At 34.4% G+C, this 22,274-nt stretch carries 20 protein-coding genes and 1 pseudogene; 16 read left to right on the top strand and 5 right to left on the bottom strand.

Annotated elements, in window-relative coordinates; translation table 11 throughout:
* Window positions 1–59: 59 nt before the first annotated feature.
* Window positions 60–1,247, bottom strand: coding sequence for a tRNA 2-thiouridine(34) synthase MnmA (mnmA, locus tag ACKI42_RS07220; RefSeq protein WP_407403932.1), 1,188 nt, complete (start codon window positions 1,245–1,247; stop codon window positions 60–62).
* A gap of 114 nt (window positions 1,248–1,361) precedes the next feature.
* Here mnmA and ACKI42_RS07215 point away from each other — a divergent pair, with 114 nt between their 5' ends.
* Complete coding sequence (locus tag ACKI42_RS07215; protein WP_407403930.1) at window positions 1,362–1,889, top strand: hypothetical protein; 528 nt, start codon at window positions 1,362–1,364, stop codon at window positions 1,887–1,889.
* A gap of 85 nt (window positions 1,890–1,974) precedes the next feature.
* Here the strand turns inward: ACKI42_RS07215 and ACKI42_RS07210 are convergent, their stop codons facing one another.
* On the bottom strand, window positions 1,975–4,509 hold the full coding sequence (locus tag ACKI42_RS07210) for an ATP-dependent Clp protease ATP-binding subunit (RefSeq protein WP_407403928.1): 2,535 nt from the start codon (window positions 4,507–4,509) through the stop codon (window positions 1,975–1,977).
* A 156-nt stretch (window positions 4,510–4,665) separates the two neighbouring features.
* On the opposite strand from ACKI42_RS07210, the pseudogene ACKI42_RS07205 reads away from it, so the two are divergent.
* The 5 genes and pseudogenes from ACKI42_RS07205 (at window position 4,666) to ACKI42_RS07185 (ending at window position 8,328) form a co-directional block, all read left to right on the top strand.
* Window positions 4,666–4,891 (top strand): annotated as a pseudogene (locus ACKI42_RS07205) (uroporphyrinogen decarboxylase).
* Window positions 4,891–5,988, top strand: coding sequence for a glycosyltransferase (locus tag ACKI42_RS07200; protein ID WP_407403926.1), 1,098 nt, complete (start codon window positions 4,891–4,893; stop codon window positions 5,986–5,988). Before ACKI42_RS07205 ends, ACKI42_RS07200 begins: the two are co-directional and overlap by 1 nt.
* A 47-nt stretch (window positions 5,989–6,035) precedes the next feature.
* Window positions 6,036–6,455, top strand: coding sequence for a SufE family protein (locus tag ACKI42_RS07195; RefSeq protein WP_407403924.1), 420 nt, complete (start codon window positions 6,036–6,038; stop codon window positions 6,453–6,455).
* A gap of 2 nt (window positions 6,456–6,457) precedes the next feature.
* Window positions 6,458–7,426: a glycosyltransferase family 9 protein gene (locus ACKI42_RS07190; protein ID WP_407403922.1), complete on the top strand. Its 969-nt coding sequence runs from the start codon at window positions 6,458–6,460 to the stop codon at window positions 7,424–7,426.
* On the top strand, window positions 7,426–8,328 hold the full coding sequence (locus tag ACKI42_RS07185) for a glycosyltransferase family 2 protein (RefSeq protein ID WP_407403920.1): 903 nt from the start codon (window positions 7,426–7,428) through the stop codon (window positions 8,326–8,328). The genes ACKI42_RS07190 and ACKI42_RS07185 overlap by 1 nt, the downstream gene beginning before the upstream one ends.
* A 12-nt stretch (window positions 8,329–8,340) precedes the next feature.
* Here the strand turns inward: ACKI42_RS07185 and ACKI42_RS07180 are convergent, their stop codons facing one another.
* The 3 genes from ACKI42_RS07180 to ACKI42_RS07170 form a co-directional block, all read right to left on the bottom strand.
* Window positions 8,341–8,790, bottom strand: coding sequence for a GNAT family N-acetyltransferase (locus ACKI42_RS07180; RefSeq protein WP_407403918.1), 450 nt, complete (start codon window positions 8,788–8,790; stop codon window positions 8,341–8,343).
* Window positions 8,783–9,406: a ribosome biogenesis GTP-binding protein YihA/YsxC gene (gene yihA, locus ACKI42_RS07175; protein ID WP_407403916.1), complete on the bottom strand. Its 624-nt coding sequence runs from the start codon at window positions 9,404–9,406 to the stop codon at window positions 8,783–8,785. Before yihA ends, ACKI42_RS07180 begins: the two co-directional genes overlap by 8 nt.
* Window positions 9,407–9,468: 62 nt before the next feature.
* Window positions 9,469–10,230, bottom strand: a complete 762-nt coding sequence (locus ACKI42_RS07170) for an alpha/beta fold hydrolase (protein WP_407403914.1) — start codon at window positions 10,228–10,230, stop codon at window positions 9,469–9,471.
* Between the two features lie 266 nt (window positions 10,231–10,496).
* On the opposite strand from ACKI42_RS07170, the gene mraZ reads away from it, so the two are divergent.
* The 10 genes from mraZ to murC all read left to right on the top strand — a co-directional run bounded on the left by mraZ (window position 10,497) and on the right by murC (window position 22,272).
* The gene (gene mraZ, locus ACKI42_RS07165) at window positions 10,497–10,955 is read left to right on the top strand and encodes a division/cell wall cluster transcriptional repressor MraZ (protein ID WP_407403912.1); all 459 of its coding nucleotides are present in this window, start codon (window positions 10,497–10,499) and stop codon (window positions 10,953–10,955) included.
* Between the two features lie 21 nt (window positions 10,956–10,976).
* Complete coding sequence (gene rsmH / locus ACKI42_RS07160; RefSeq protein WP_407403910.1) at window positions 10,977–11,870, top strand: 16S rRNA (cytosine(1402)-N(4))-methyltransferase RsmH; 894 nt, start codon at window positions 10,977–10,979, stop codon at window positions 11,868–11,870.
* A gap of 41 nt (window positions 11,871–11,911) precedes the next feature.
* Window positions 11,912–12,277: an FtsL-like putative cell division protein gene (locus ACKI42_RS07155; RefSeq protein ID WP_407403908.1), complete on the top strand. Its 366-nt coding sequence runs from the start codon at window positions 11,912–11,914 to the stop codon at window positions 12,275–12,277.
* Entirely contained in the window at window positions 12,261–14,252 is a 1,992-nt protein-coding gene (locus ACKI42_RS07150) for a penicillin-binding transpeptidase domain-containing protein (RefSeq protein WP_407403906.1), read from the top strand. Before ACKI42_RS07155 ends, ACKI42_RS07150 begins: the two co-directional genes overlap by 17 nt.
* Before the next feature lie 41 nt (window positions 14,253–14,293).
* A complete protein-coding gene (locus ACKI42_RS07145; protein ID WP_407403904.1) occupies window positions 14,294–15,754 on the top strand; it encodes a UDP-N-acetylmuramoyl-L-alanyl-D-glutamate--2,6-diaminopimelate ligase in 1,461 nt (486 codons plus the stop codon).
* 50 nt (window positions 15,755–15,804) lie between these two features.
* Window positions 15,805–17,046: a phospho-N-acetylmuramoyl-pentapeptide-transferase gene (mraY, locus tag ACKI42_RS07140; RefSeq protein WP_407403902.1), complete on the top strand. Its 1,242-nt coding sequence runs from the start codon at window positions 15,805–15,807 to the stop codon at window positions 17,044–17,046.
* Between the two features lie 65 nt (window positions 17,047–17,111).
* The gene (gene murD, locus ACKI42_RS07135; protein ID WP_407403900.1) at window positions 17,112–18,440 is read left to right on the top strand and encodes a UDP-N-acetylmuramoyl-L-alanine--D-glutamate ligase; all 1,329 of its coding nucleotides are present in this window, start codon (window positions 17,112–17,114) and stop codon (window positions 18,438–18,440) included.
* A 43-nt stretch (window positions 18,441–18,483) separates the two neighbouring features.
* The gene (locus ACKI42_RS07130; protein WP_407403898.1) at window positions 18,484–19,722 is read left to right on the top strand and encodes an FtsW/RodA/SpoVE family cell cycle protein; all 1,239 of its coding nucleotides are present in this window, start codon (window positions 18,484–18,486) and stop codon (window positions 19,720–19,722) included.
* 31 nt (window positions 19,723–19,753) lie between these two features.
* Window positions 19,754–20,863, top strand: coding sequence for an undecaprenyldiphospho-muramoylpentapeptide beta-N-acetylglucosaminyltransferase (gene murG, locus ACKI42_RS07125; protein WP_407403896.1), 1,110 nt, complete (start codon window positions 19,754–19,756; stop codon window positions 20,861–20,863).
* Window positions 20,864–20,919: 56 nt separating this feature from the next.
* Complete coding sequence (murC, locus tag ACKI42_RS07120; RefSeq protein WP_407403894.1) at window positions 20,920–22,272, top strand: UDP-N-acetylmuramate--L-alanine ligase; 1,353 nt, start codon at window positions 20,920–20,922, stop codon at window positions 22,270–22,272.
* Window positions 22,273–22,274: the final 2 nt, after the last annotated feature.

Here is a 22,274-nt window from a genome sequence, read left to right as displayed (position 1 = left end):
TAAACAAAAAAAGAACCGAAACTTTAGAGCTTCGGTTCTTCTATTTATATGAAAATGGATTAAGAAATTACTCCGCTTCCAATCAGTTCTTCGCCCAAATACCACGCTGCAAATTGCCCTTCTGCAATGGCAGATTGTGGCTGCTCGAATTCTACAAAAAACGCATCTTCAAATTGGTATAAAGTCGCTTTTTGCAAATCTTGTCTGTATCTGAATCTTGCCATTACGTCCATGGTTTCTCCATTCTTCAATCTTAGATCTTCTCTTACCCAATGAAGTTCGGCATTATCTATCTTCAAAGCACGTTTGTGCAGTCCTGGGAAACTGTGGCTTTCTCCCACAAAAATAATATTGTTTTCCATATCTCTAGAGACGATAAAACAGCTTTCTTTGTGTCCGCCAATTCCTAATCCTTTGCTCTGACCAATGGTGAAAAATTGCGCACCTTGGTGTTTTCCTATTACTTTACCATCTTCTTTTTTATAATTGATTTTTTGAGACAGATAGTTCAGTTCTTCTTGTTTTGAAGAAAAATTGGGAATTTGCTGTGCAAAAAGTGGAGAATCTTTGAAGATTTCTACTATATCTCCTTCTTTCGGTTTTAGCTGCTGTTGCAAAAATTGCGGAAGGCTCACTTTCCCAATAAAACACAATCCTTGAGAATCTTTTTTATCAGCTGTTACCAAACCAATTTCTTTGGCAATCTCTCTTACCTGAGGCTTTGTAAGCTCTCCGATGGGGAATAACGCTTTGGATAATTGTTCTTGGCTGAGTTGACAAAGAAAATAAGATTGGTCCTTGTTGTTATCTTTCCCTGCCAAAAGATGGAAAATTTCTTTCCCATTTTCGTCTATAGTGGAGTTTACTTGGGCATAATGTCCCGTTGCCACCTTGTCTGCACCTAGAGCCATTGCTGTTTTCATAAAAACATCAAATTTCACCTCTCTATTACACAAAACATCTGGGTTTGGGGTTCTCCCTTTTTGGTACTCATCGAACATATAGTCTACAATACGTTCTTTATAAAGATCGCTCATATCGATCACCTGAAACGGAATTCCCAATTTCTGGGCAACCATTAGAGCATCGTTACTGTCTTCTATCCAGGGACACTCGTCTTCCAAAGTAACGGAAGCATCGTTCCAATTTCTCATAAATAAAGCCACCACTTCGTGACCTTGTTGCTGTAACAAATAGGCTGTTACGCTAGAATCTACGCCTCCAGAAAGGCCAACTACTACTTTCATTATCTTTCAATTTTACGAAACTCTTCACGGGAGTTCTTAGTTTGATTGTGCAAAAATACAATTAATAATATTCGTAAAAAAATGATTATTTTAGACATCGAAAAAAACAATTGTATGAAAAAATTAGCTATTTTCCTTTTACCCTTTCTATTCGGGTTATCTTATGCACAAGTCTCTTTATCTACACCCACCGTTTCTAATAACAAATGGACTTTTGGTGGAGGTTTGGGACTCAACTTTGGAAGCAACAAATCATTTGGTTTTGAAGTGGCGCCAAGAGTAGGATACCGCCTTACAAATGATCTAGAAGCTGGTGTAATGGGTAGTGTAAACTGGCAATCATCTGATTATTATAAATCTACCATGGTTGGCGTAGGACCTTTTGTGAATTATTATATCGCAAGATCTTTTTATATAAGTGGAAATTTACAACACTATTTTATCAATTATAAAGATAAATATTACGATTATAAAGCAACTGCAGAAGAAACAGCTCTGTATTTGGGAGGAGGTTATATGCAAAAAATTGGCAACAATTCTTATCTTCAATTAGGGGTAATGTATAATGTACTCTATAAAGAAAATAATAGTATTTTCTCTGGCGGATTGGTTCCTAATATTGGTTTTGTCGTGGGACTTTAATGTTGGGAAGGGTACTATTATGGTAGAAAATATAAAAGCATCGAGAATTTCCCGATGCTTTCTTAGTATTTATATTTAAAACGTATTACTGTTGCGTTTTCTCGGCTGCCGTTTTCTTAGTTTTATGAGGTTTACCCATAAGACCATCTTTTGCTTCATTTAAATCAAGAATGACTGTTTCACCTTCATTCAATTGTTTATTGACAAGCATTTCTGCCAATAGATCTTCAATGTATTTTTGAATCGCTCTTTTTAGAGGTCTAGCACCAAAGTCTTTGTCCCAACCTTTTTCTGATATAAAATCTTTAGCTTCATTGGTAAGATCAACCTTGTAGCCCAATTTTGCCAATCTTGTGTACAATTTGTTGAGTTCGATATCGATAATTTTTTTGATATCGTCTTGTACCAAAGAGTTGAAGATTACAATATCATCAATTCTATTCAAGAATTCTGGAGCAAATGCTTTTTTCAAGGCATTTTCTATAGTACCTCTAGTTCTAGAGTCCGAGTTAGATTTTTTGGCATTAGTTCCGAATCCTACACCATCACCAAAGTCTTTGATATCTCTAGTTCCGATGTTTGAAGTAAGAATGATAATGGTATTTCTAAAATCTATTTTTCTACCCAAACTATCTGTAACGTGCCCTTCGTCTAATATTTGTAATAAAATATTGAATACATCTGGATGCGCTTTTTCTATCTCATCTAAAAGTACAACTGCATAAGGCTTTCTTCTTACGGCTTCTGTAAGCTGACCACCTTCTTCGTATCCAACGTATCCTGGAGGCGCACCAACCAATCTAGAAACAGCGAATTTTTCCATATACTCACTCATATCAATTCTGATTAATGCTTCATCAGAATCAAAAAGTTCACGAGCCATTACTTTTGCCAATTCAGTTTTACCCACACCAGTTGTTCCTAGGAAGATAAAAGTACCGATAGGACGATTTGGATCTTTAAGTCCAGTTCTGTTTCTTTGAATAGATTTTACCACTTTTTTCACGGCATCTTCTTGTCCAATTACTTTACCATTTAGGTTGGCATCCATATGAGCCAATTTATCAAGCTCATTTTTCCCTACTTTGGTTACTGGCACACCGCTCATCATAGATACTACTTCTGCAACACTTTCTTCAGATACGGTTTCTTTTTTCTCTTTTACATCCTTATCCCATTGGTCTTGAGCAGAATTTAGTTCCATCTGTAGACGTTCTTCCTCATCTTTCAGTTTTCTAGCTTCAAGATAATCTTGGGCTTTCACTGCTTTTTGTTTCAGCTCTTTGATGTCTTCAATTTTCTTTTCAAAGTCGATAATTTCAGTAGGAACCTTCATGTTTTTAATGTAAACACGAGAACCCGCTTCATCCATCGCATCAATAGCTTTGTCTGGTAAGAAACGATCTGTGATGTATCTTGAAGTCAAATTAACACAAGCATTAATAGCCTCTGGAGTATAAATTACATTGTGGTGTTCTTCATATTTATCTTTTATTTGGTTCAGAATCAAAACAGTCTCTTCTATAGAGGTAGGCTCCACCATTACCTTTTGGAATCTTCTTTCCAAAGCTCCATCTTTCTCGATGTATTGGCGGTATTCGTCTAGTGTAGTGGCACCAATACATTGTATTTCGCCTCTTGCCAAGGCTGGTTTAAACATATTAGAAGCATCCAAACTTCCAGTAGAACTTCCAGCGCCAACAATAGTGTGTAGCTCATCTATGAACAAGATGACATCTCGGTTTTTCTCCAATTCTGTCATGATGGCTTTCATTCTTTCCTCAAATTGTCCACGGTATTTTGTTCCCGCAACAAGACTAGCTAAATCTAAGGTAATAACTCTTTTACCAAAAAGAACTCTCGACACTTTTTTCTGCTGAATTCTCAATGCCAATCCTTCTGCAATTGCAGATTTACCAACACCAGGCTCACCTATCAAAAGTGGGTTGTTTTTCTTTCTTCTAGACAAAATCTGAGAAACTCTCTCAATTTCTTTTTCTCTTCCAATTACAGGATCCAATTTCCCATCTCTAGCTAATGAAGTAAGATCTCTACCAAAATTATCTAGAGTAGGCGTTTTACTTTTTGCCGCTCCAAGATTTCCTGTAGGTTTTCTCATTTGCTCGAAATCTTCTCTTTCCTCATCATCGTCATAAGCACTCATCTGTGGTGCTTGTCCAGAGTTTTTCAACATCATATGATATTCTTTAGAAACACTCTCATAATCTATATCATATGCTCCCAAAATATGAGAGGTAGGGTCTTCATATTTATAAAGAATTCCCAAAAGAAGATGCACGGTGTTTATTTCGTTGCTTTTATATTGGCGACATTCTAGCTCTGCACGTTTTATAGCATGATCTGCCATTTTCGTGAAAGAGATATTCGTCACTTCTTCAGAAATAGGATTTAAACTAGCTGTATTGAAAGTTTCTATTTTTCTTCTAATCTGTGTTAAATCGGCATTGAGGTTTTGAAGGATTTCTTTCGCAGAGTTTTCCGTTTTTATAATACCTAAAAGTAGATGTTCTGTATTAAGAAATTCACTTTTCAGCTGCTTTGCTTCATTTTTGCTTTGTTTGAATACTTGGCTCAAACCTTGTGAAAACTTATAATCCATAATTTTTGTATCTCAAATTCAAATAATGATAGCATTTATCATTTATTTCTTTATCTAAAATACAAATATTTTACCAAAAACCAATTAATGACTTTATGGCAGTCAAAATTTCATTATCTTATTGAAAATCATTAATTTTGTATCCATAATTTTTTTATGTCGCCGGAAATTTCTACTTTTATTGGATATGCAGCCTCATTTTTTAATCGTTTTAAGTTTTATACTAAAAGATTTAAGAAAAATAAGAATTGTAAACCTCATAGGTTGTGTATGTTTTGTCATTTATGGATACCATCGTGGTCTGCTTTGGCCAGTTATTATCCCCAATGCTTTAATATGTTTTGTTCAAATTTATCATTTATTTACCGATAAAAGATCTTAATGAGTAGAAAGAAAGTACTTGTTTCTGCATTTAGTAATCTGTATACAGACCAGAGAATAGAGAAGGTTTGCCGTACCCTTTTTGAAAACGACTTTGAGGTTGAATTGATTGGTAATGATTGGGGAGGAGCCGCCGAAATGCAACGTCCGTATCCTTTTTCGCGTATTACTCTTCATACCAAAACCCTTAAAACTGCTTATCTAGAATTTAATGTGAAATTGTACAAGCAATTGTTGGCAAAAGCAGACCAAAACACAATTCTTCTCGCCAATGATCTCGACTCATTACTCGCCAATGATTTAGTCTCCAAAAAATTGAAGATTCCTATGGTATTTGATAGCCATGAAATTTTTTCTGAAATGCCAGCCGTTCAAGGAAGATTTACACAAAAAATATGGCGTTTTCTTCAAGCGAAACTACTCCCGAATATACAGTATATGATGACGGCGAGTAATAGCTACGCCAATTGGTTTCAGAAGAAATATGGAGTTCATGCTGTTGTGGTACAAAATGCTCCTAGAAAATATTCTGTTTCTCAATATTTACCAGAAAATAATCCGAAAATAATTTTGTATCAAGGAGTTATCAATCCTTTTAGAGGAATCGATAAAGCCATTCTGGCAATGCATCATTTAGATCATGTTATTTTAAAGATTGCAGGTGATGGACCCAAAAAAAAGGAGTATGAAGAATTGGTAATTTCTGAAAATTTGCAGAATAAAGTTGAGTTTTTAGGAAAACTATTACCCAACGATTTAAGGCAAATTACACTAACGGCGGATGTGGGGATGAGTATCGAGGAAAGTGCAGGCGAAAGTTATCAGTTTTCTTTACCCAATAAGGTTTTAGATTGCATTCAGGCAAGAGTTCCGCTTATTTTGGCGCAATTACCAGAAATGCAGAATATAAAAACGCAGTACGATATTGGTGAGTTTATAGAAAATCATCGCCCCGAAAATATTGCAAAAGCACTCTCTAAAGTCCTCAATAAAGGAAGAAAATCTTACCTCGAAGTACTGGAAAAGGCCGCACAAGATTTGTGTTGGGAAAATGAAGAAGCAAAAATTATACAGCTTTTTCAAAAGGCGAGTCTGTAGATAATGTTTTCAAATTGGCTATCTTTGCAAAAAGAAATTACATCACAATGACCATTAGAGAAAAACAGCTGGAGTTGATAGAAGAATTTGCTTTTCTTGAAGATTGGGAGCAAAAATACGAGTACATTATTGATCTTGGTAAGGAACTAAAAGAGCTTCCAGAAGATAAGAAAACAGATGATAACCTGATCAAAGGATGCCAAAGTAAAGTGTGGATAGACGCTCATCATCAAGATGGAAAATTGTTTTTCGAGGCAGATTCTGATGGTATTTTGCCAAAAGGTATTGTTTCATTACTGATGAGTATCTACAGTGGGCATTCCACCCAAGAGATTTTGGATTCAGATTTTGAATTTATCTCAAAAATAGGATTACAAGAATTTCTTTCTCCTTCTAGAGCCAACGGACTGATGGCGATGACCAAGCAAATAAAGTTTTATGCAGTAGCATATCAATTGAAATCTTAGTAGTGACTAGAATTTTAGCATATCGTTTTTCCGCTTTCGGTGATGTCGCTATGACAGTGCCTGTATTTCGAGAGTTTTTAGAGCAAAATCCAGATGTAGAAATTGTGATGGTTTCTCGTAAAAATTTTGGAGAGCTTTTTTCTTCTTTACCCAATGTAATCTACAAGGGCATCAACCTAGATGACTATAAAGGATTTTTTGGAATAAGAAGATTGGCAAGAGAACTTTTCGATGAATACAAGCCCGATTATATTGCTGATCTTCACGATGTAATTCGTTCTAAAATTTTGGATAAAATTTACAGAAGGAAGGGATTAAAAGTGTTTAAGATCAACAAAGGAAAGGAAGATAAAGAAGCGCTTACTGACGTTTGGAATTTGGATAAAAAACAGCTGAAACGTACTATAGAACGATATGCTGATGTTTTCCGAGAGATGGGTTTTAGCCTGGAATTGTCTCACCAATTGAGACCCACCAAATTTCCTAAATCTGGAATCGGTATTGCACCTTTTGCACAGCACAAAGGCAAAATGCTACCTTTAGATAAATCTTTTGAACTTGTAAAAATAGTAGCAGAAAAACAGCCCATCTATTTATTTGGAGGTGGAAAAACCGAATCCGAAATTTTAGCAGACTGGGAAAAAAAAATTCCGAATGTCCAAAGTTTGGCGGGTAAACTTTCGCTTACTGAAGAATTGGAGAAGATTGCAAAGCTAGAAGTAATGATTTCTATGGATTCTGCCAATATGCATTTGGCAAGCGTTGCCGGAACTCGCTGTATCTCAGTTTGGGGAGCCACGCACCCTTACGCAGGATTTTTGGGATATGGGCAGAGTGAAGACGATGTGGTACAGGTAATAGATCTAACTTGTAGACCATGCTCTGTGTTTGGAGATAAAGAATGCTATCGTGGAGATTGGGCGTGTCTAGAAGAGCTCCATGTAAAGCAAATTATTAGTAAATTGCTGTAATGAAACTATCTATCTGTATTCCCATCTATAATTTTGATGTTCGAAAATTGGTATTCGATCTAAAAAAAGAAATTGATAGAAATGCATTGGATGCAGAAATTATACTTGTGGATGATGCTTCTAATGATAAGTTTAAAAATTTTAACCAAGAATTAAAGTCAGAAGTTGAAGTTTTCATTTTCTTAGATAAAAATATAGGGAGGGCAAGAATTCGGAATTTATTTTTGAATTATGCTAAAGGTGATTATTTACTTTTTCTAGATTGTGATGGTAAAGTTATCAACGCAAATTTTATTACTAATTATCTTCAGCTCATTAACGAAAATCCTGAGACAAAAGTTATTTTTGGTGGTAGAGTAGTTTCCAATAAAGTCCCTCAAGATGATTTTAAACTACGATGGAAATTTGCTAATGAGAGAGAAAATCTAAAATTAGATGATCGACTAAAAATTCCGTTTCTGAGTTTTCAAACTAATAATTTTGTCATTAAAAAAGACGTATTTCTACAAAACAAATTCAATTCAGAAATTAAAAAATACGGCTACGAAGATTTGCTTTTTGCCATGGATCTTCAAGCTAAAAAAATTCAAATTGATCATGTAGAAAATCCAATCCTGAATAATGATATTGAGGAAAATAAAGTGTATTTATCTAAGGTTGAAGATTCTATGGAGAGTTTAGCTACGATGTTTAGCAACGCTTCTAGTAAAAAAAATATAAAAGAAGTAAAGGTTGTAAAAGCATACGATCTTATTAAAATTCTTCGATTATCTAAACCAATTTTATATTTTTATGGCTTTTTTCATTTTAAAATTAGAACAAATTTGCTATCTAAAAATCCAAATCTAAGGCTTTTAGATGTATATAAACTGTGCTTACTTTTAAAAATGTTGAAAAAATAGATAGGTTTTGCTCTATAGCCTAAACATTTCGGTATGTGGCAAGTTATCTTCTAAATATTTTTTGTCTGTAGTCTGAAAACCATAATCAGAATAAAATTTTAGTAAATAATCTTGCGCAGAAATTCTTATCGAGGAAGTTTTATATCTATTTTCTATAGTTTCTACGGCAAATTTGATGAGTAGCTTTCCTATCCCTTTACCACGTCCAAGATCAGTTGTTAAAACCCTTCCAATTGAAGTTTCATGATACTTTATTCCGCGATCAAACAATCTACAATACGCTACTATTTTACCCTCATTTTCTGCCCAAAGGTGCAGAGCAATCTGATCATAATCGTCCAAATCGTGGTAGGGACAATTTTGCTCTACCACGAAGACACTTATTCTCGCTTTAATAATAGTATAAAGTTCGGGAACCGAAAGTTCATCAAAACTTTTTATTTTCCAAACGATATTATTCATTGAAGGTTACGCTATTATTAGATAAAAACTCATTGGTTTTTTGGATAAAATTTAATATTTCATCGCCTCCTATCTTTTTCTCTGCCGAAGTGACATATATTTCTGGTAAGTCTTCCCAAGTTTTCAGGAGCTCATTTTTGTAATCTTCTATATTTTTTAGAGCTACATTGGGTTTTAGCTTGTCGGATTTTGTGAAAACAATAGAAAATGGAACTCCACTTTCTCCACACCATTGGATAAACTCTAGATCAATCTTTTGTGGTGTATGTCTAGAATCTACAAGTACAAATAGATTGACAAGGTTATTTCTATTTAATATATAATTGTTGATTAATTTTTCAAAGTCTCTTCTCATTACTTTAGAAACCTTTGCATAACCGTAACCAGGTAAGTCGGTAAGGAACCAATTTTCGTTTATTAAAAAGTGGTTTATAAGTTGTGTTTTTCCTGGCGTACCAGATGTTTTTGCCAAGTCTTTCCAGTTCAACATTGCATTGATCAATGATGATTTACCTACGTTTGATCTCCCGATAAAAGCATATTCTGGCATGGTTCCTTCAGGACACTCTTGCCATTTTCCGCTACTTTTTACGAACTCCGCTGTTTTGATAACCATTTTAGTTTACTTTTATTTAGAAAAATAAACCATTAAGAAAATCTTAATGGTTTGGTATTAATTTATATTTTATCTTTTACCCAATTGTACAATATAGTATTGAACTCATCGGGTTTTTCCATCATCGCAGCGTGCCCACATTTATCTATCCAAAAAAGTTCAGAATTCGGGATATATTTATGCATATCTATCGCTACTTCTGGAGGTGTTACATTATCTTGTTTTCCCCAGATAAGACACGTGGGAGTCTTTATCTTGGGTAAATCATTAAGCATATTGTGTTTGATGGCGCTTCTCGCAAGCATAACGGTTTTTATCCCCTTCATTCTATCATTCACTACGCTGAAAACTTCGTCTACCAATTCTTCTGTAGCTACAGAAGGATCATAAAAAACCTCTTCCGCTTTTTTTCTTATATAAGATCGGTCATTTTTTCTTGGGAAACTATCTCCGAAAGTTCTTTCGTATAAACCAGAACTTCCCGTAAGAACAAGGTTTTTCACTAAATCTGGTCTCGCTAGCGTAAGGATAAGACCTACGTGTCCACCCATAGAATTTCCAACGATGGTTACGGGTTCTTTAATTTCGCTATCAATAAATTTGATGACATATTTTGCAATTGTCGTCAAGTTGGTATTGAGAACAGGTAAATCATATATGGGTAATTGAGGGACGTAAACTTTGAAACCTTTCTCAGAAAAAAAGTTAACCATCTTATCAAAATTACTCAAACCACCCATTAATCCATGCAGTAGCACCAACGGATGTCCTTCACCTGCTTCAATGTAGGTATATTTTTTTTCTTTTTTCGTTCTAAATATCATATACTCGCTTTAATAAAGCTTTGCAAAAATACAAATTAACATCAAAACTATTTTGATAACTCTAAATTAAAATAAAAATAATAGAATCATAGTCTTCTGAGAATTTTTTTTATAAACTTTTTAATATTCCTTGAATAATAAATTGTAGGATTACCTATCATTTAATTGCGCACAAATAAACAATTTTTTTTAAAAATCAAAAACAAAATGGGAAAAAGTGGGAAAAAGTGGGAAATTTTCGAAATTTTTGTATATTTTTGTCCCAAATGAAGAATTTCATTGGCACATATGAATGTAAAATAGACGACAAAGGGCGCCTAAAACTTCCATCATCTCTTGTAAAGCAGATGGAGGATTTTGATGACCAAACTTTTATCGTGAAACGTTCTGTATTTCAATTGTGCCTTGAGGTGTATCCCATTAATGGATGGGATAAACTGATGGAAAAGATTAATAAACTGAATAAATTCATTAAAAAGAACGCCGATTTTATAAGAATGTTTACCGCTGGTGTAAAAACAGTAGAGTTGGATAACGCAGGAAGGTTGCTGATTTCCAAGGATCTAGTAAATTTTGCTAATCTAAAAAAGGAAGTTGTTATCACAAGTGCAGGAGAACTTTTGGAAATTTGGGATAAACAAGATTACGAAAAAGTAATTGCTACCAATGAAGAAGATTTTGCAAGCCTAGCGGAAGATGTAATGGGTTCTTTTGGTGAAGAATAATAAATATAACACAAATATAGCATGTATCATAACCCCGTTTTGTTGAAACAAAGTGTAGATGATTTGATGACGAATCCAGACGGAACCTATGTGGACTGCACATTTGGAGGCGGGGGGCATTCTAAAGAAATCCTAAGTAGACTTTCTGATAAAGGAAAGTTGTATTCTTTTGATCAAGACTTAGATGCCCTAAAAAATTCTATAGATGATTCTAGATTTACTTTAATTAATCAAAATTTTAGATTTTTAGAAAATTCTTTATTAGCGTATGGTGTATCTAGTGTAGATGGCATCTTGGCAGATTTGGGTGTTTCTTCGCACCAATTTGATGAGGCAGATAGAGGTTTCTCTACTAGAAATGATGCTCCTCTGGATATGAGGATGAATGTAATGCAGAGTCTTGATGCAAAAAAAGTAATTAACGAATATGAGGAGGATAACCTAGCGGATATTCTCTATTACTACGGAGAACTGCGTGAAGCTAGAAAACTAGCTAGAGACATTGTACGTCATAGACAAATAAAAAGTATAAATACTACAGAGGATCTAAAAAAACTATTTAGTTTTTTGCCTCCTCATAAAGTGAATAAATTTTATGCACAGCTTTTTCAAGCCATAAGAATAGAAGTAAACCAAGAATTGGATGCGTTAAAGGAATTGCTAGTACAATCTTATAATACATTGAAACCAGGAGGAAGATTAGTAGTGATTTCTTATCACTCTCTAGAAGATCGCTTGGTAAAAAGATTCTTGAAAAACGGAATGTTTGAAGGAGAACCACAGAGAGATATCTATGGGAATTACGAAAAAACTTTTGAATTGCTTAAAACAAAAGCTATTGTTCCTGATAACGATGAGATTGAAGAAAATTCTCGTGCGAGAAGTGCTAAAATGCGCACAGGAATTAAATTGTGATTTAGTATAAATCCACATTACCAGAAACACAAAACACAATATTGGCTAAGAAAACAACATATCGCCCTCAAAGAAAACTCACTTTTATAGATATTATAAAAGGGAATTTCTTGAATAGAGATGAGTTGAAAACCCACTATAAGTTTTTTTCTTTGTTGTTTGTGCTTATGATGATTCTTATCTACAGCAATCACTTGGTAAGTCAAAAAATAAAAATCGTAAACGCATTAAAAGAACAAACAGAAGAGTATAAATCTCGTAATGCATACGCACAAAGTAAGCTTATAAAAGTGAAAATGGAATCTGAACTGGGTAAACAAGTGGCCAAAGATTCTCTAATGACGCTAGAAAGTCATCCTCAAAAACTACTAATTAAACTAGATAGTACTGATGCAAAAGCAAAATGAGTATGATAACAGAAGAAAAAAAACGCTAAGATGGGGATACTTCTTTGCGATTGGAGCTTTGTGCACTTTTGTACTCTTTTTAACGCGTATTGTAATTCTTCAAAATACTAATGTTCAGGAGATTAAAGACGATTATATTAATAGCAATTTCCGTACAGCAACTCTAAAGGCAGCTCGTGGAAACCTATTTGCATCTGATGGTTCTATCTTGGCAACTACGGTAATGCGTTATGATATCTACTTGGATTTCAAAACAATCAAAGATTCAGTTTATAATAATAATATCCTTGCACTTACCGATTCTTTGGGTAAAATGTTTGCCAAACCTAGAATGGAATTTAGGAAAAAATTTGACGAACAAAAAAAGAAAAAAAACCAATATTATTCTCTTGTAAAAGGGTTGGATTTTGATCAGTACGATAGAATAAGAAATTTTCCAATTTTTAAAAAAGGAAAAAATAAAGGTGGTTTTATTGTAGAAAGAAATTATAAAAGAGAATTAGCAACCACCGAAATTGGATCTGGAACAATTGGAATTGATAATGGTGAGCTAAAATCAGGTCTTGAAGGTGCTTTTTCCAAATACCTTTCAGGGGTAGATGGAAGCAGATACGAACAAAGATTAAATTCTTCTCAGTGGAAACCCATCGACTATTGGAAGGTAAGCGAGCCTGTAGATGGACAAGACGTGTATACAACTTTAGATCTTAGAATTCAAGATATTGCTCATTCTGCGTTACAAAAGCAACTGATTAACTTCGAAGCAAAACACGGTACCGTAATCGTGATGGAAGTGGCTACAGGTAAAGTGAGAGCGATGGTAAATCTAAGACAAACAGAACCTGGAGTTTACAAAGATGCTTACAACTACGCAATAAAAGACAATATTGAACCTGGATCTACCTTCAAAGTAGTTTCACTTTTGGCTGCAATGGATGACGGATTTATTGATGAAAATACAACGGTAAATGTTGGAAATGGCAATTGGATATATGCTAAACAAAAAATATCCGACGGACACGGCGGTGGAACTTATGATATAAGTGATGTTTTGGCTAAATCTAGTAATGTCGGTACAGCAAAATTAATCACTAAATACTACGCTGAGAAACCAGAAATTTTTTTGGATCATTTAAGAAGATGGAAGCTGTTTGATAAAATGGATATAGAACTTCCCGGTATCACAAAGCCTAATAATCTTACACCAAAAAACAAAAGATGGAACGCTGGTGCACTAGCCTCCATAAGTTTTGGTTATGGTACCAATATCAACCTTCTGCAGCTTACTACTTTTTATAATGGGGTGGCAAATGGAGGAAAAATGCTAAAACCTCTATTCATTGATAAAATAATGAAAGATGGGAAAACAGTTTTTCAAGCTAAACAAGACGTATTAGTGAATAAAATGGCTTCAGAAAAAGCCATCCAAATGATGACAAGTGCCTTGACAAAAGCTGTAGAGAAAGGAACAGGTAGGAGTATCTTCACACCCAACTTGAAAATGGCTGGTAAAACAGGTACAGCAAGATTTGAATATTGGTTACCTGGCCCCATGAAATACAGAGCTTCTTTTGCAGGGTTCTACCCAGCTGATAATCCCAAATATACTTGCTATGTAATGATCAGTGAACCCAATACGGCATTTGGTTTTTATGGAGGAACAGTATCGGCTCCCGTATTTAAAGAAATTGCAGGAAAAACATTCTTAAAAACTCCACAGAATATAGACAAAGAAATGCTGGTAGATAGGAAGGTAAACCTTAATAAGATGGTAGAACCGAATGTGAAAATTGCTGTCAACAATAAGCAAATGCCAAATGTAATAGGGCTAATTGGTAAAAATGCAATTCCGCAGTTGGAAAATTTAGGGTATAGAGTAAGCTTCAAAGGTGTAGGAAGGATAAAAGAACAGTTTCCGCTAGAAGGAACTAAGATTAATAAAAACCAAAGACTTTATCTCACCCTTCAAAACTAATTTAAGAAATAAAAATAGTGGCAATCACTACACGATATCAAATGATTTTAACAAAATTATTAAATAGAATTGCAGTAATAGAAATTCACGGTGATGATAGCCGCGATGTTTCTGCGTTGGTTTTTGATAGTAGAAAAATTACAGCAAATTCTCTGTATATAGCGATAAAAGGTACAATAGCAGACGGACACACATTTATCACTTCGGCGATAGAAAAAGGTGCTACTGCAATTGTTTGCGAAGATTTACCTTTAGACTTAGTAGAAAATATAACTTATATTAAAGTTAAAAATGCTTCTAAAACTTTAGGGCATTTGGCATCTAACTTTTATGGAAATCCTTCTCACCAATTGAAATTGATTGGCGTTACAGGAACCAATGGAAAAACATCGGTAAGCACTTTGTTATTTGATGTTTTCAAAAATTTAGGGTATGATTCTGTTTTGCTTTCAACAGTAGAAATTAGAATTGCCGATGAGGTGATTCCAGCTACACATACAACGCCAGATGTTATCACAATTAACCAAATTTTGGCGAAAGCGGTAGAAAAAGGGTGTGAATATGCTTTTATGGAAGTAAGCTCTCACGGAATTTCTCAGAATAGAATAGAAGGATTAGAATTTGCAGTTGCAGGATTTACCAATCTTACTCATGATCATTTAGATTATCATAAAACTTTTGACGAATATCTAAAGGCGAAAAAGAGATTTTTTGACAAACTAAGCTCGGATGCAGTTGCCATTACCAATATTGATGATAAAAATGGGAATGTAATGCTTCAAAATACAAAAGCGAAGAAAAAATCTTACGCTTTGAAGACACTTTCAGACTATCATGGGAAAAGTTTGGAAGTAGATTTCAACGGAATGTTGCTGAACTTTAATGGAAAAGAATTTTGGACAACACTTACAGGTAAGTTCAATGTGTACAATTTGCTTTTGGTATATGGTATTGCCATAGAATTGGGCTTTCAGCAAGATGAAGTTTTACAAGCTATAAGCCAATTGAAAAGAGTTTCTGGAAGGTTTGAAACTTTCAAATCTGATGGTGGTATTTTCTTCATTGTAGATTATGCACACACGCCAGATGCATTAGAAAACGTGCTAGACAGCATTAATGATATTAGAACTAAAAACGAAAGACTAATCACTGTTTTTGGTTGTGGAGGCGATAGAGATCACTCGAAAAGGCCAGAAATGGGAAATATTGCGAGCAAAAAATCTACTTTGGCAATCATTACTTCAGATAATCCTCGTACAGAAGAACCTACACAGATTATTAAAGAAATAGAAGCAGGTGTAGAACCACAGTTTTTCAGCAAGTATACAGCGATACCAGATCGTAGAGAAGCGATAAAAATGGCTATCAAATTTGCAGAACCAAAGGATATTATTCTAGTGGCAGGAAAAGGGCACGAAAACTATCAAGATATCAATGGTGTAAAACATCATTTTGATGATAAAGAAGTCATTAATGAGCTTTGGCAGCTCATGAGTAAATAGGTTAAAGGAAAATATTTTTTGAATTTAATCTTAATTATAAAGAAAGAAACATGTTATACTATCTATACGAATATTTAACCCAACACGGAATTCACGTTCCCGGCTTAGGAATGCTAAAATACATTTCCTTCAGAGCGGGTATGGCAGTTCTATTATCACTCATCATCGCTCTTGTATACGGTAAAAGAATCATCAATTACCTCCGTGCAAAACAAATGGGCGAGCTGGTACGTGATCTTGGCTTAGACGGACAAAAGCAGAAAGAAGGTACGCCAACAATGGGAGGTCTTATTATTATTATGGCAACCATGATACCTGTATTATTGTTCGCTAAGATAACCAATATCTACATTGTCTTGCTTACAGTTTCTGTAGTCTGGATGGGAGCTATTGGGTTTTTGGATGATTATTTGAAGAAAATTAAAAAAAATAAAGACGGTCTTAGTGGTAAATTTAAGATTGTTGGTCAGGTAGGTTTAGGCTTAATTATAGGTGTTACGATGTATTTTCATCCCGATATTACGGTGAAAAGAAAGTACGCAGATGCAAAAGTAGTGAACAGAAATAATGTAGAGCAAAACTTTATGCCTACAGAGAAGATCACCGTTTCTACAGTGCCATTTACCAAAAATAATGAATTCGACTATAGCGGAATTTTATTTTGGATGGATGATAAAGACGCACACGAGTGGTCTTGGATTATCTTTATTCCAGTAGTAATATTCATTGTTACTGCGGTTTCTAATGGTGCTAATATTACCGATGGTATAGACGGTCTCGCCGCAGGTACAAGTACAGTTATATTGCTCGCATTGGCGTTTTTTGCGTATGTTTCTGGTAACATTATCTTCGCAGATTACCTCAATATTATGTTCCTCCCCAATATGGGAGAAACCACTATTTTTGCCGTCGCCTTGGTAGGTGCGGTAATTGGATTTTTCTGGTACAATACTTATCCAGCGCAAGTATTCATGGGAGATACAGGAAGTTTGATGTTGGGTGGCGTTATCGCTGTATTGGCAATTATCCTTAGAAAAGAATTGATGATTCCTGTATTATGCGGAATTTTCTTGATAGAAAATATCTCTGTGATGTTACAGGTAGTTGTTTTCAAATATAGAAAAAGAAAATTTGGGTTGGAATATGCTCAAAACAATAGATTGTTTAAGATGTCACCATTGCATCATCATTTTCAAAAAGAAGGATTTCACGAAAGTAAAATCGTTAATAGAATGATCATCATTGGGGTAATATTGGCAATTATTTGCCTGATTACATTAAAAATGAGATAGGTAAAATTTAAAAAATTGATAGGTTATCATCTGATAATTAATCAATCATTAAATCATAAATTGATATGAAAATAGTTGTTTTAGGAGGTGGAGAAAGTGGCTGCGGAGCTGCTTATTTGGCAAAAAAGAAAGGTCTGGAAGTTTTTCTTTCGGATAAAGGTGCCATAAAAGATCACTACAAACAGTTTTTGATAGATAATGAAATAGAGTTTGAGGAGGGGGATCATGAAGAAGCTCGCATTTTGGGTGCAGATTGGATTGTAAAAAGTCCAGGAATTCCCAAGAAAGCAGATATTATCCTGAAAGCTCATCAAAAAGGCATTAGAATTTCTTCGGAGATAGAATTTGCCTCAGAATATACCAATGCAAAAATTATTGCAATCACAGGAAGTAACGGGAAAACTACAACAACTTCTCTGATTTATTATATTCTGAAAAATGAAGGTTTAAGCGTAGGATTGGGCGGAAACATTGGATTTAGCTTTGCAAAACAAGTTGCCGACGAAAATTTCGAGTATTATGTACTAGAGGTAAGTTCTTTCCAATTGGATGATATCCAAAATTTTAGACCTTATATTTCTTTATTATTAAACTTATCTCAAGATCACCTAGATCAATACAACTACAATTATGAAGAATATGCGTTAGCAAAATTCAGAATTGCAGAAAACCAAGAGAACGATAATTTTTTCATCTACAATAAAGATGACGAAATGAGCAAAAATATTCTTCAGAAATTAGAAATTAAGGCAAAGATGATTCCTTTTTCTACTCAGGAGAAGCTAGAAGAAGGTGGTTTTATCAATAACGATCAGATAGAAGTAAAACTAGACGATACTTTTTCTATGAAAATAGAAGAATTATCACTGATGGGAAATCATAATGTTGCCAACAGTTTGGCAGCTTCTATTGCAGGTAAAATTTTAAAAATAAACAACGAAAGCATTAGAAATTCTCTAATGACTTTTCAGGCTGTAGAGCACAGATTGGAGCTTGTGGCAGAAATTGAAGGTGTAAAATACATCAACGATAGCAAAGCTACCAATGTAAATGCTACTTACTATGCTTTAGAAAGCATGAAAACGCCAACAGTTTGGATTGTGGGAGGCAAAGACAAAGGAAATGACTACACAGAAATCCAAGATTTGGTAAAAAGAAAAGTGAAAGCGATTGTATGTTTGGGAATAGACAACCAAAAAATAATCGATTTCTTTAAAGATAAAAAAGATTTCATCTACGATACTTCTAGTATGGAAGAAGCAGTAAAAATTTCAAAATCTTTGGCAAAAAAAGGAGACACTGTATTGTTGTCGCCATGTTGTGCAAGTTTTGATTTGTTTCAGAGCTACGAAGATCGTGGAAGACAGTTTAAAGATAAAGTTTTAGAAAACTAGAATTTCTAGTTTGTAAAAATAAAATTGGCAACAACACACAACGATGAACGAACAACACACAGAAAATAAATTTGAATTTCTAAAAGGAGATAAAGTTCTTTGGATGGTCATTATCGTGATCTCTGTATTTTCTATTTTCCCTGTGTATTCGGCTAGCTCAAATCTAGAATATATCGTAAATAGTGGTACCACAACGGGCCATGTGATGAAGCATATGTTTTTTGTAATCTTGGGTCTTGGGATCATGAGATTGGCAGGAACCATTAAGTACGAGTATATTGGTAAACTAAGTACCCTATCTCTAGGATTTACTATATTTTTACTAGTAGTAACCATGTTTACAGGACAAACTATTGATGGAGCCAGTGCTTCCCGATGGCTAAAAATTCCGGGAACGCCCATCTCATTTCAGCCTTCATCTTTCGCTTTTCTAATGTTGATTATTTATTTGTGTAGATATTTGACAAAGAAAATAAAGAGAGATCGTCTACCAGTTGAAAATATTCTCTACATATTTGGACCTATTTTGCTTGTATTTTTATTAGTAGCAAAAGATAATGGTTCCACTGCATTGATGATATTAATGGTATCTGTCATTGTTTTGGTCATTGGTCAGCTACATTGGAAGTATATTGCTGGGTTTATTTCTACAGCTTTTATAGCAATCGCATTATTTTTATTAGTTGCTCTAAACACTAATATGATTGGAGGAAACCGTGTACATACATGGATGAGCCGTATAGAAACATTTACCTCCAGTAAAGCAAAAGCAGACGATGTAGATGACGAAAGTGTGAAGGCAAAAAATTACCAGGTTATGCAAGCTAAAGCTGCTATTGTACACGGCGGTATAACAGGAATGGGACCAGGTAAAAGTGCACTGAAGCAAATGCTTCCACAATCTGCATCCGATTTTATTTTCGCCGTAATTGTTGAAGAATATGGTGTCATTGGTGCAGCCTTCCTAATAAGTCTTTACCTCATTATGATTGTAAGAATTGTAATGATTGCGAGTAAAATGCCAGCATTTTTTGGATCCTTGCTCGTGCTGAGTCTCGGAGTCATGATATTTGTACAGTTATCTGTAAATATTGCGGTGGCTGTTAATCTTATTCCTGTAACAGGGCAACCCTTGCCACTTATCAGTTATGGTGGAACATCTATGTTGGTGAACTATATTCAGCTAGGTATCATTCTTAATATAAGTTCTAGAATACAGATATATGATGAAGAAGGTATGGGCAAAATACAGAATATTGAAGAAATAAATGATATTGCTTAACAAATAAAACTTCTCTTGTAATTTTATAAAAATGAATAAAAAACTTAAAGTAGTATTATCAGGAGGTGGAACGGGAGGACATATCTTTCCCGCAATCGCTATTGCAGACGAAATCAAAAGAAGATTTCCGGATACAGAGTTTTTATTTATTGGTGCTAATGGCAAGATGGAAATGGAAAAAGTTCCTCAGGCTGGCTATAAAATTGAGGGAATTGATATGGCAGGAATTAATAGAGGAAACATACTTTCTAACTTAGGATTGCCTTTCAAAGTTTTGAAAAGTTTGTCTAAATCCAAAAGGATAATTAAAGATTTCGCACCAGATTTTGCTATAGGTACAGGTGGTTTTGCCAGCGGACCAGCTTTATATGAAGCAAGCAAGCTAGGAATTCCCATTTTTATCCAAGAGCAAAATGCGTATGCAGGCGTTACCAATAAGATTCTGAGCAAAAAGGCTCAGGTGGTTTTTACAGCCTATCCAGAAGTAGAAGGTTTTCCTGTGGGAAAAACAAAATTTTTGGGAAATCCTATCCGTAATAATATCGTTACAGGGATGCGCGATACAGCTGCAGCAAAAGAATTAATAGGATTAGACAAAAATAAACTTACCATATTATCTGTAGGTGGATCTTTGGGATCTAGAACGCTGAACAATGCTTGGAGAGAGCATTATAATGATATTTTGAAGAATGATTATCAACTTATTTGGCAAACAGGTCAACTGGATTTCAAAGAAATATTAGAAGAAACTAAAATTAAGGAGCACCGTAATATTAGAATTTTAGAATTCATAAAGAATATAGAAACTGCCTATTCTGCAGCAGACGTTATCGTATCTAGAGCGGGTGCTATTGCTATCTCGGAGTTGGCGGTAGCTCACAAACCGGTTTTATTGGTACCATTCCCATTTGCTGCTGAAGATCATCAGACTAAAAATGCGATAAATCTCGTGGAAAAGGATGCCGCAAAAATGGTAAAGGATCCTGAAATGTCAGAAAAGTTCTGGGAAACGTTGGAAAGTATTTGTAAAAATGAAGACGTAAGACAAAATATGTCTGAAAACATAAAATATTTCGGAAAACCAAACGCAACAAAGGAAATTGTCGATGAAATTTTTAAATTTGTAAATAGGACAAATTAACAAGAATAAAAAAACATAAAATTGAAAAATATTTAAATATTTTTCAATATAAAGGAATGAACAAATTAGAAACATATCAAAATTTTTATTTCGTCGGGGTTGGAGGTATTGGGATGTCTGCATTGGCAAGATATTTCCACGCGTCTGGCAAAAAAGTTTTGGGCTATGATAAGACCAATACCAAACTTACTCAGAAGTTAATGAGTGAGGGGATTGATATTGTTTTTGAAGATCTTTCTGATGATAAGTTATCTTTCCTAGATAAAGAAACAACGTTGGTTATCTATACACCAGCCATCAAAAAGCTAGGAATTCTAGATTATTTTAATAATAACGATTTTACAATTTTAAAGAGGGCGAAAGTTTTAGGCCTTATTACTCAAAATACAGATTGTATTGCTGTGGCAGGTACTCATGGTAAAACCACCACTTCAACATTGGTTTCACATCTTTGTAAAGAAGTTAATTTGCCTTTCTCTTGCTTTTTGGGTGGAATTTCTGAAAATTTTAAATCGAATTTCTTATTTAATGGAAATCAGTATTCTGTAGTAGAAGCAGATGAATATGATAGAAGCTTCCTCAATTTGTCCCCCAATTGGGCAGTAGTAACCTCTATTGATGCCGATCATCTAGATATCTACGGCGACAAGAAGCAAATTGAAGAGAGTTTCAGAGAATTTGCATCTTTGGTCTCAGAAGATAATCATCTTTTTGTAAGAAAAGGTATAGAAATTGGTAGAAACCATCGTACTTATGCAGTAAACGAAGTTGCTGATTATTATTCGGACAATCTTCGTATGGATCATGATAAGATTTATTTTGATTTTCATACACCTAATGAAGTCGTTACAGATTTTGTTTGGGAAGTTCCGGGTATTCATAATGTAGAAAATGCTACAGTAGCTTTGGCGATATTGCACAATTTAGGGGCAGATTTACAATCTTTGAAGACTGCAATTGGAACTTTTAGAGGAATAAAAAGAAGATATACAAAGCATATTTATCCTACCGGAAAAATATATATAGACGATTATGCACATCATCCAACGGAGATCAATGCAGTAATTGGATCTATAAAAACCTTCTATCCAGATAAAAAATTGTTGGTGATATTTCAGCCACATTTGTTTAGTAGAACAAGAGATTTTGCAGATGGCTTTGCTGAAAGTCTTGGCAAGGGAGAAGAACTGATCTTGCTAGACATTTATCCTGCAAGAGAGCTACAAGAAAATTTCCAAGGAATTACTTCTTCATGGTTGTTGGATAAAGTATCTCTAGAGAAAAAAGAAGTATCTCGTTTGGATGATGCATTTGAAAAAATTAAACAAAAAGATTTCGATATTCTTTTGACAGTAGGAGCGGGTAATATAGATACTTTATACGATCCAATTGTAGAATGGTTAAGCTAGAT

Source organism: Chryseobacterium sp. (assembly GCF_045629545.1).
Classification (GTDB): Bacteria; Bacteroidota; Bacteroidia; order Flavobacteriales; family Weeksellaceae; genus Chryseobacterium.
The sequence above is the reverse complement of the archived record's forward strand: the minus strand, read 5'-3'. Positions and strand labels throughout refer to the sequence as shown.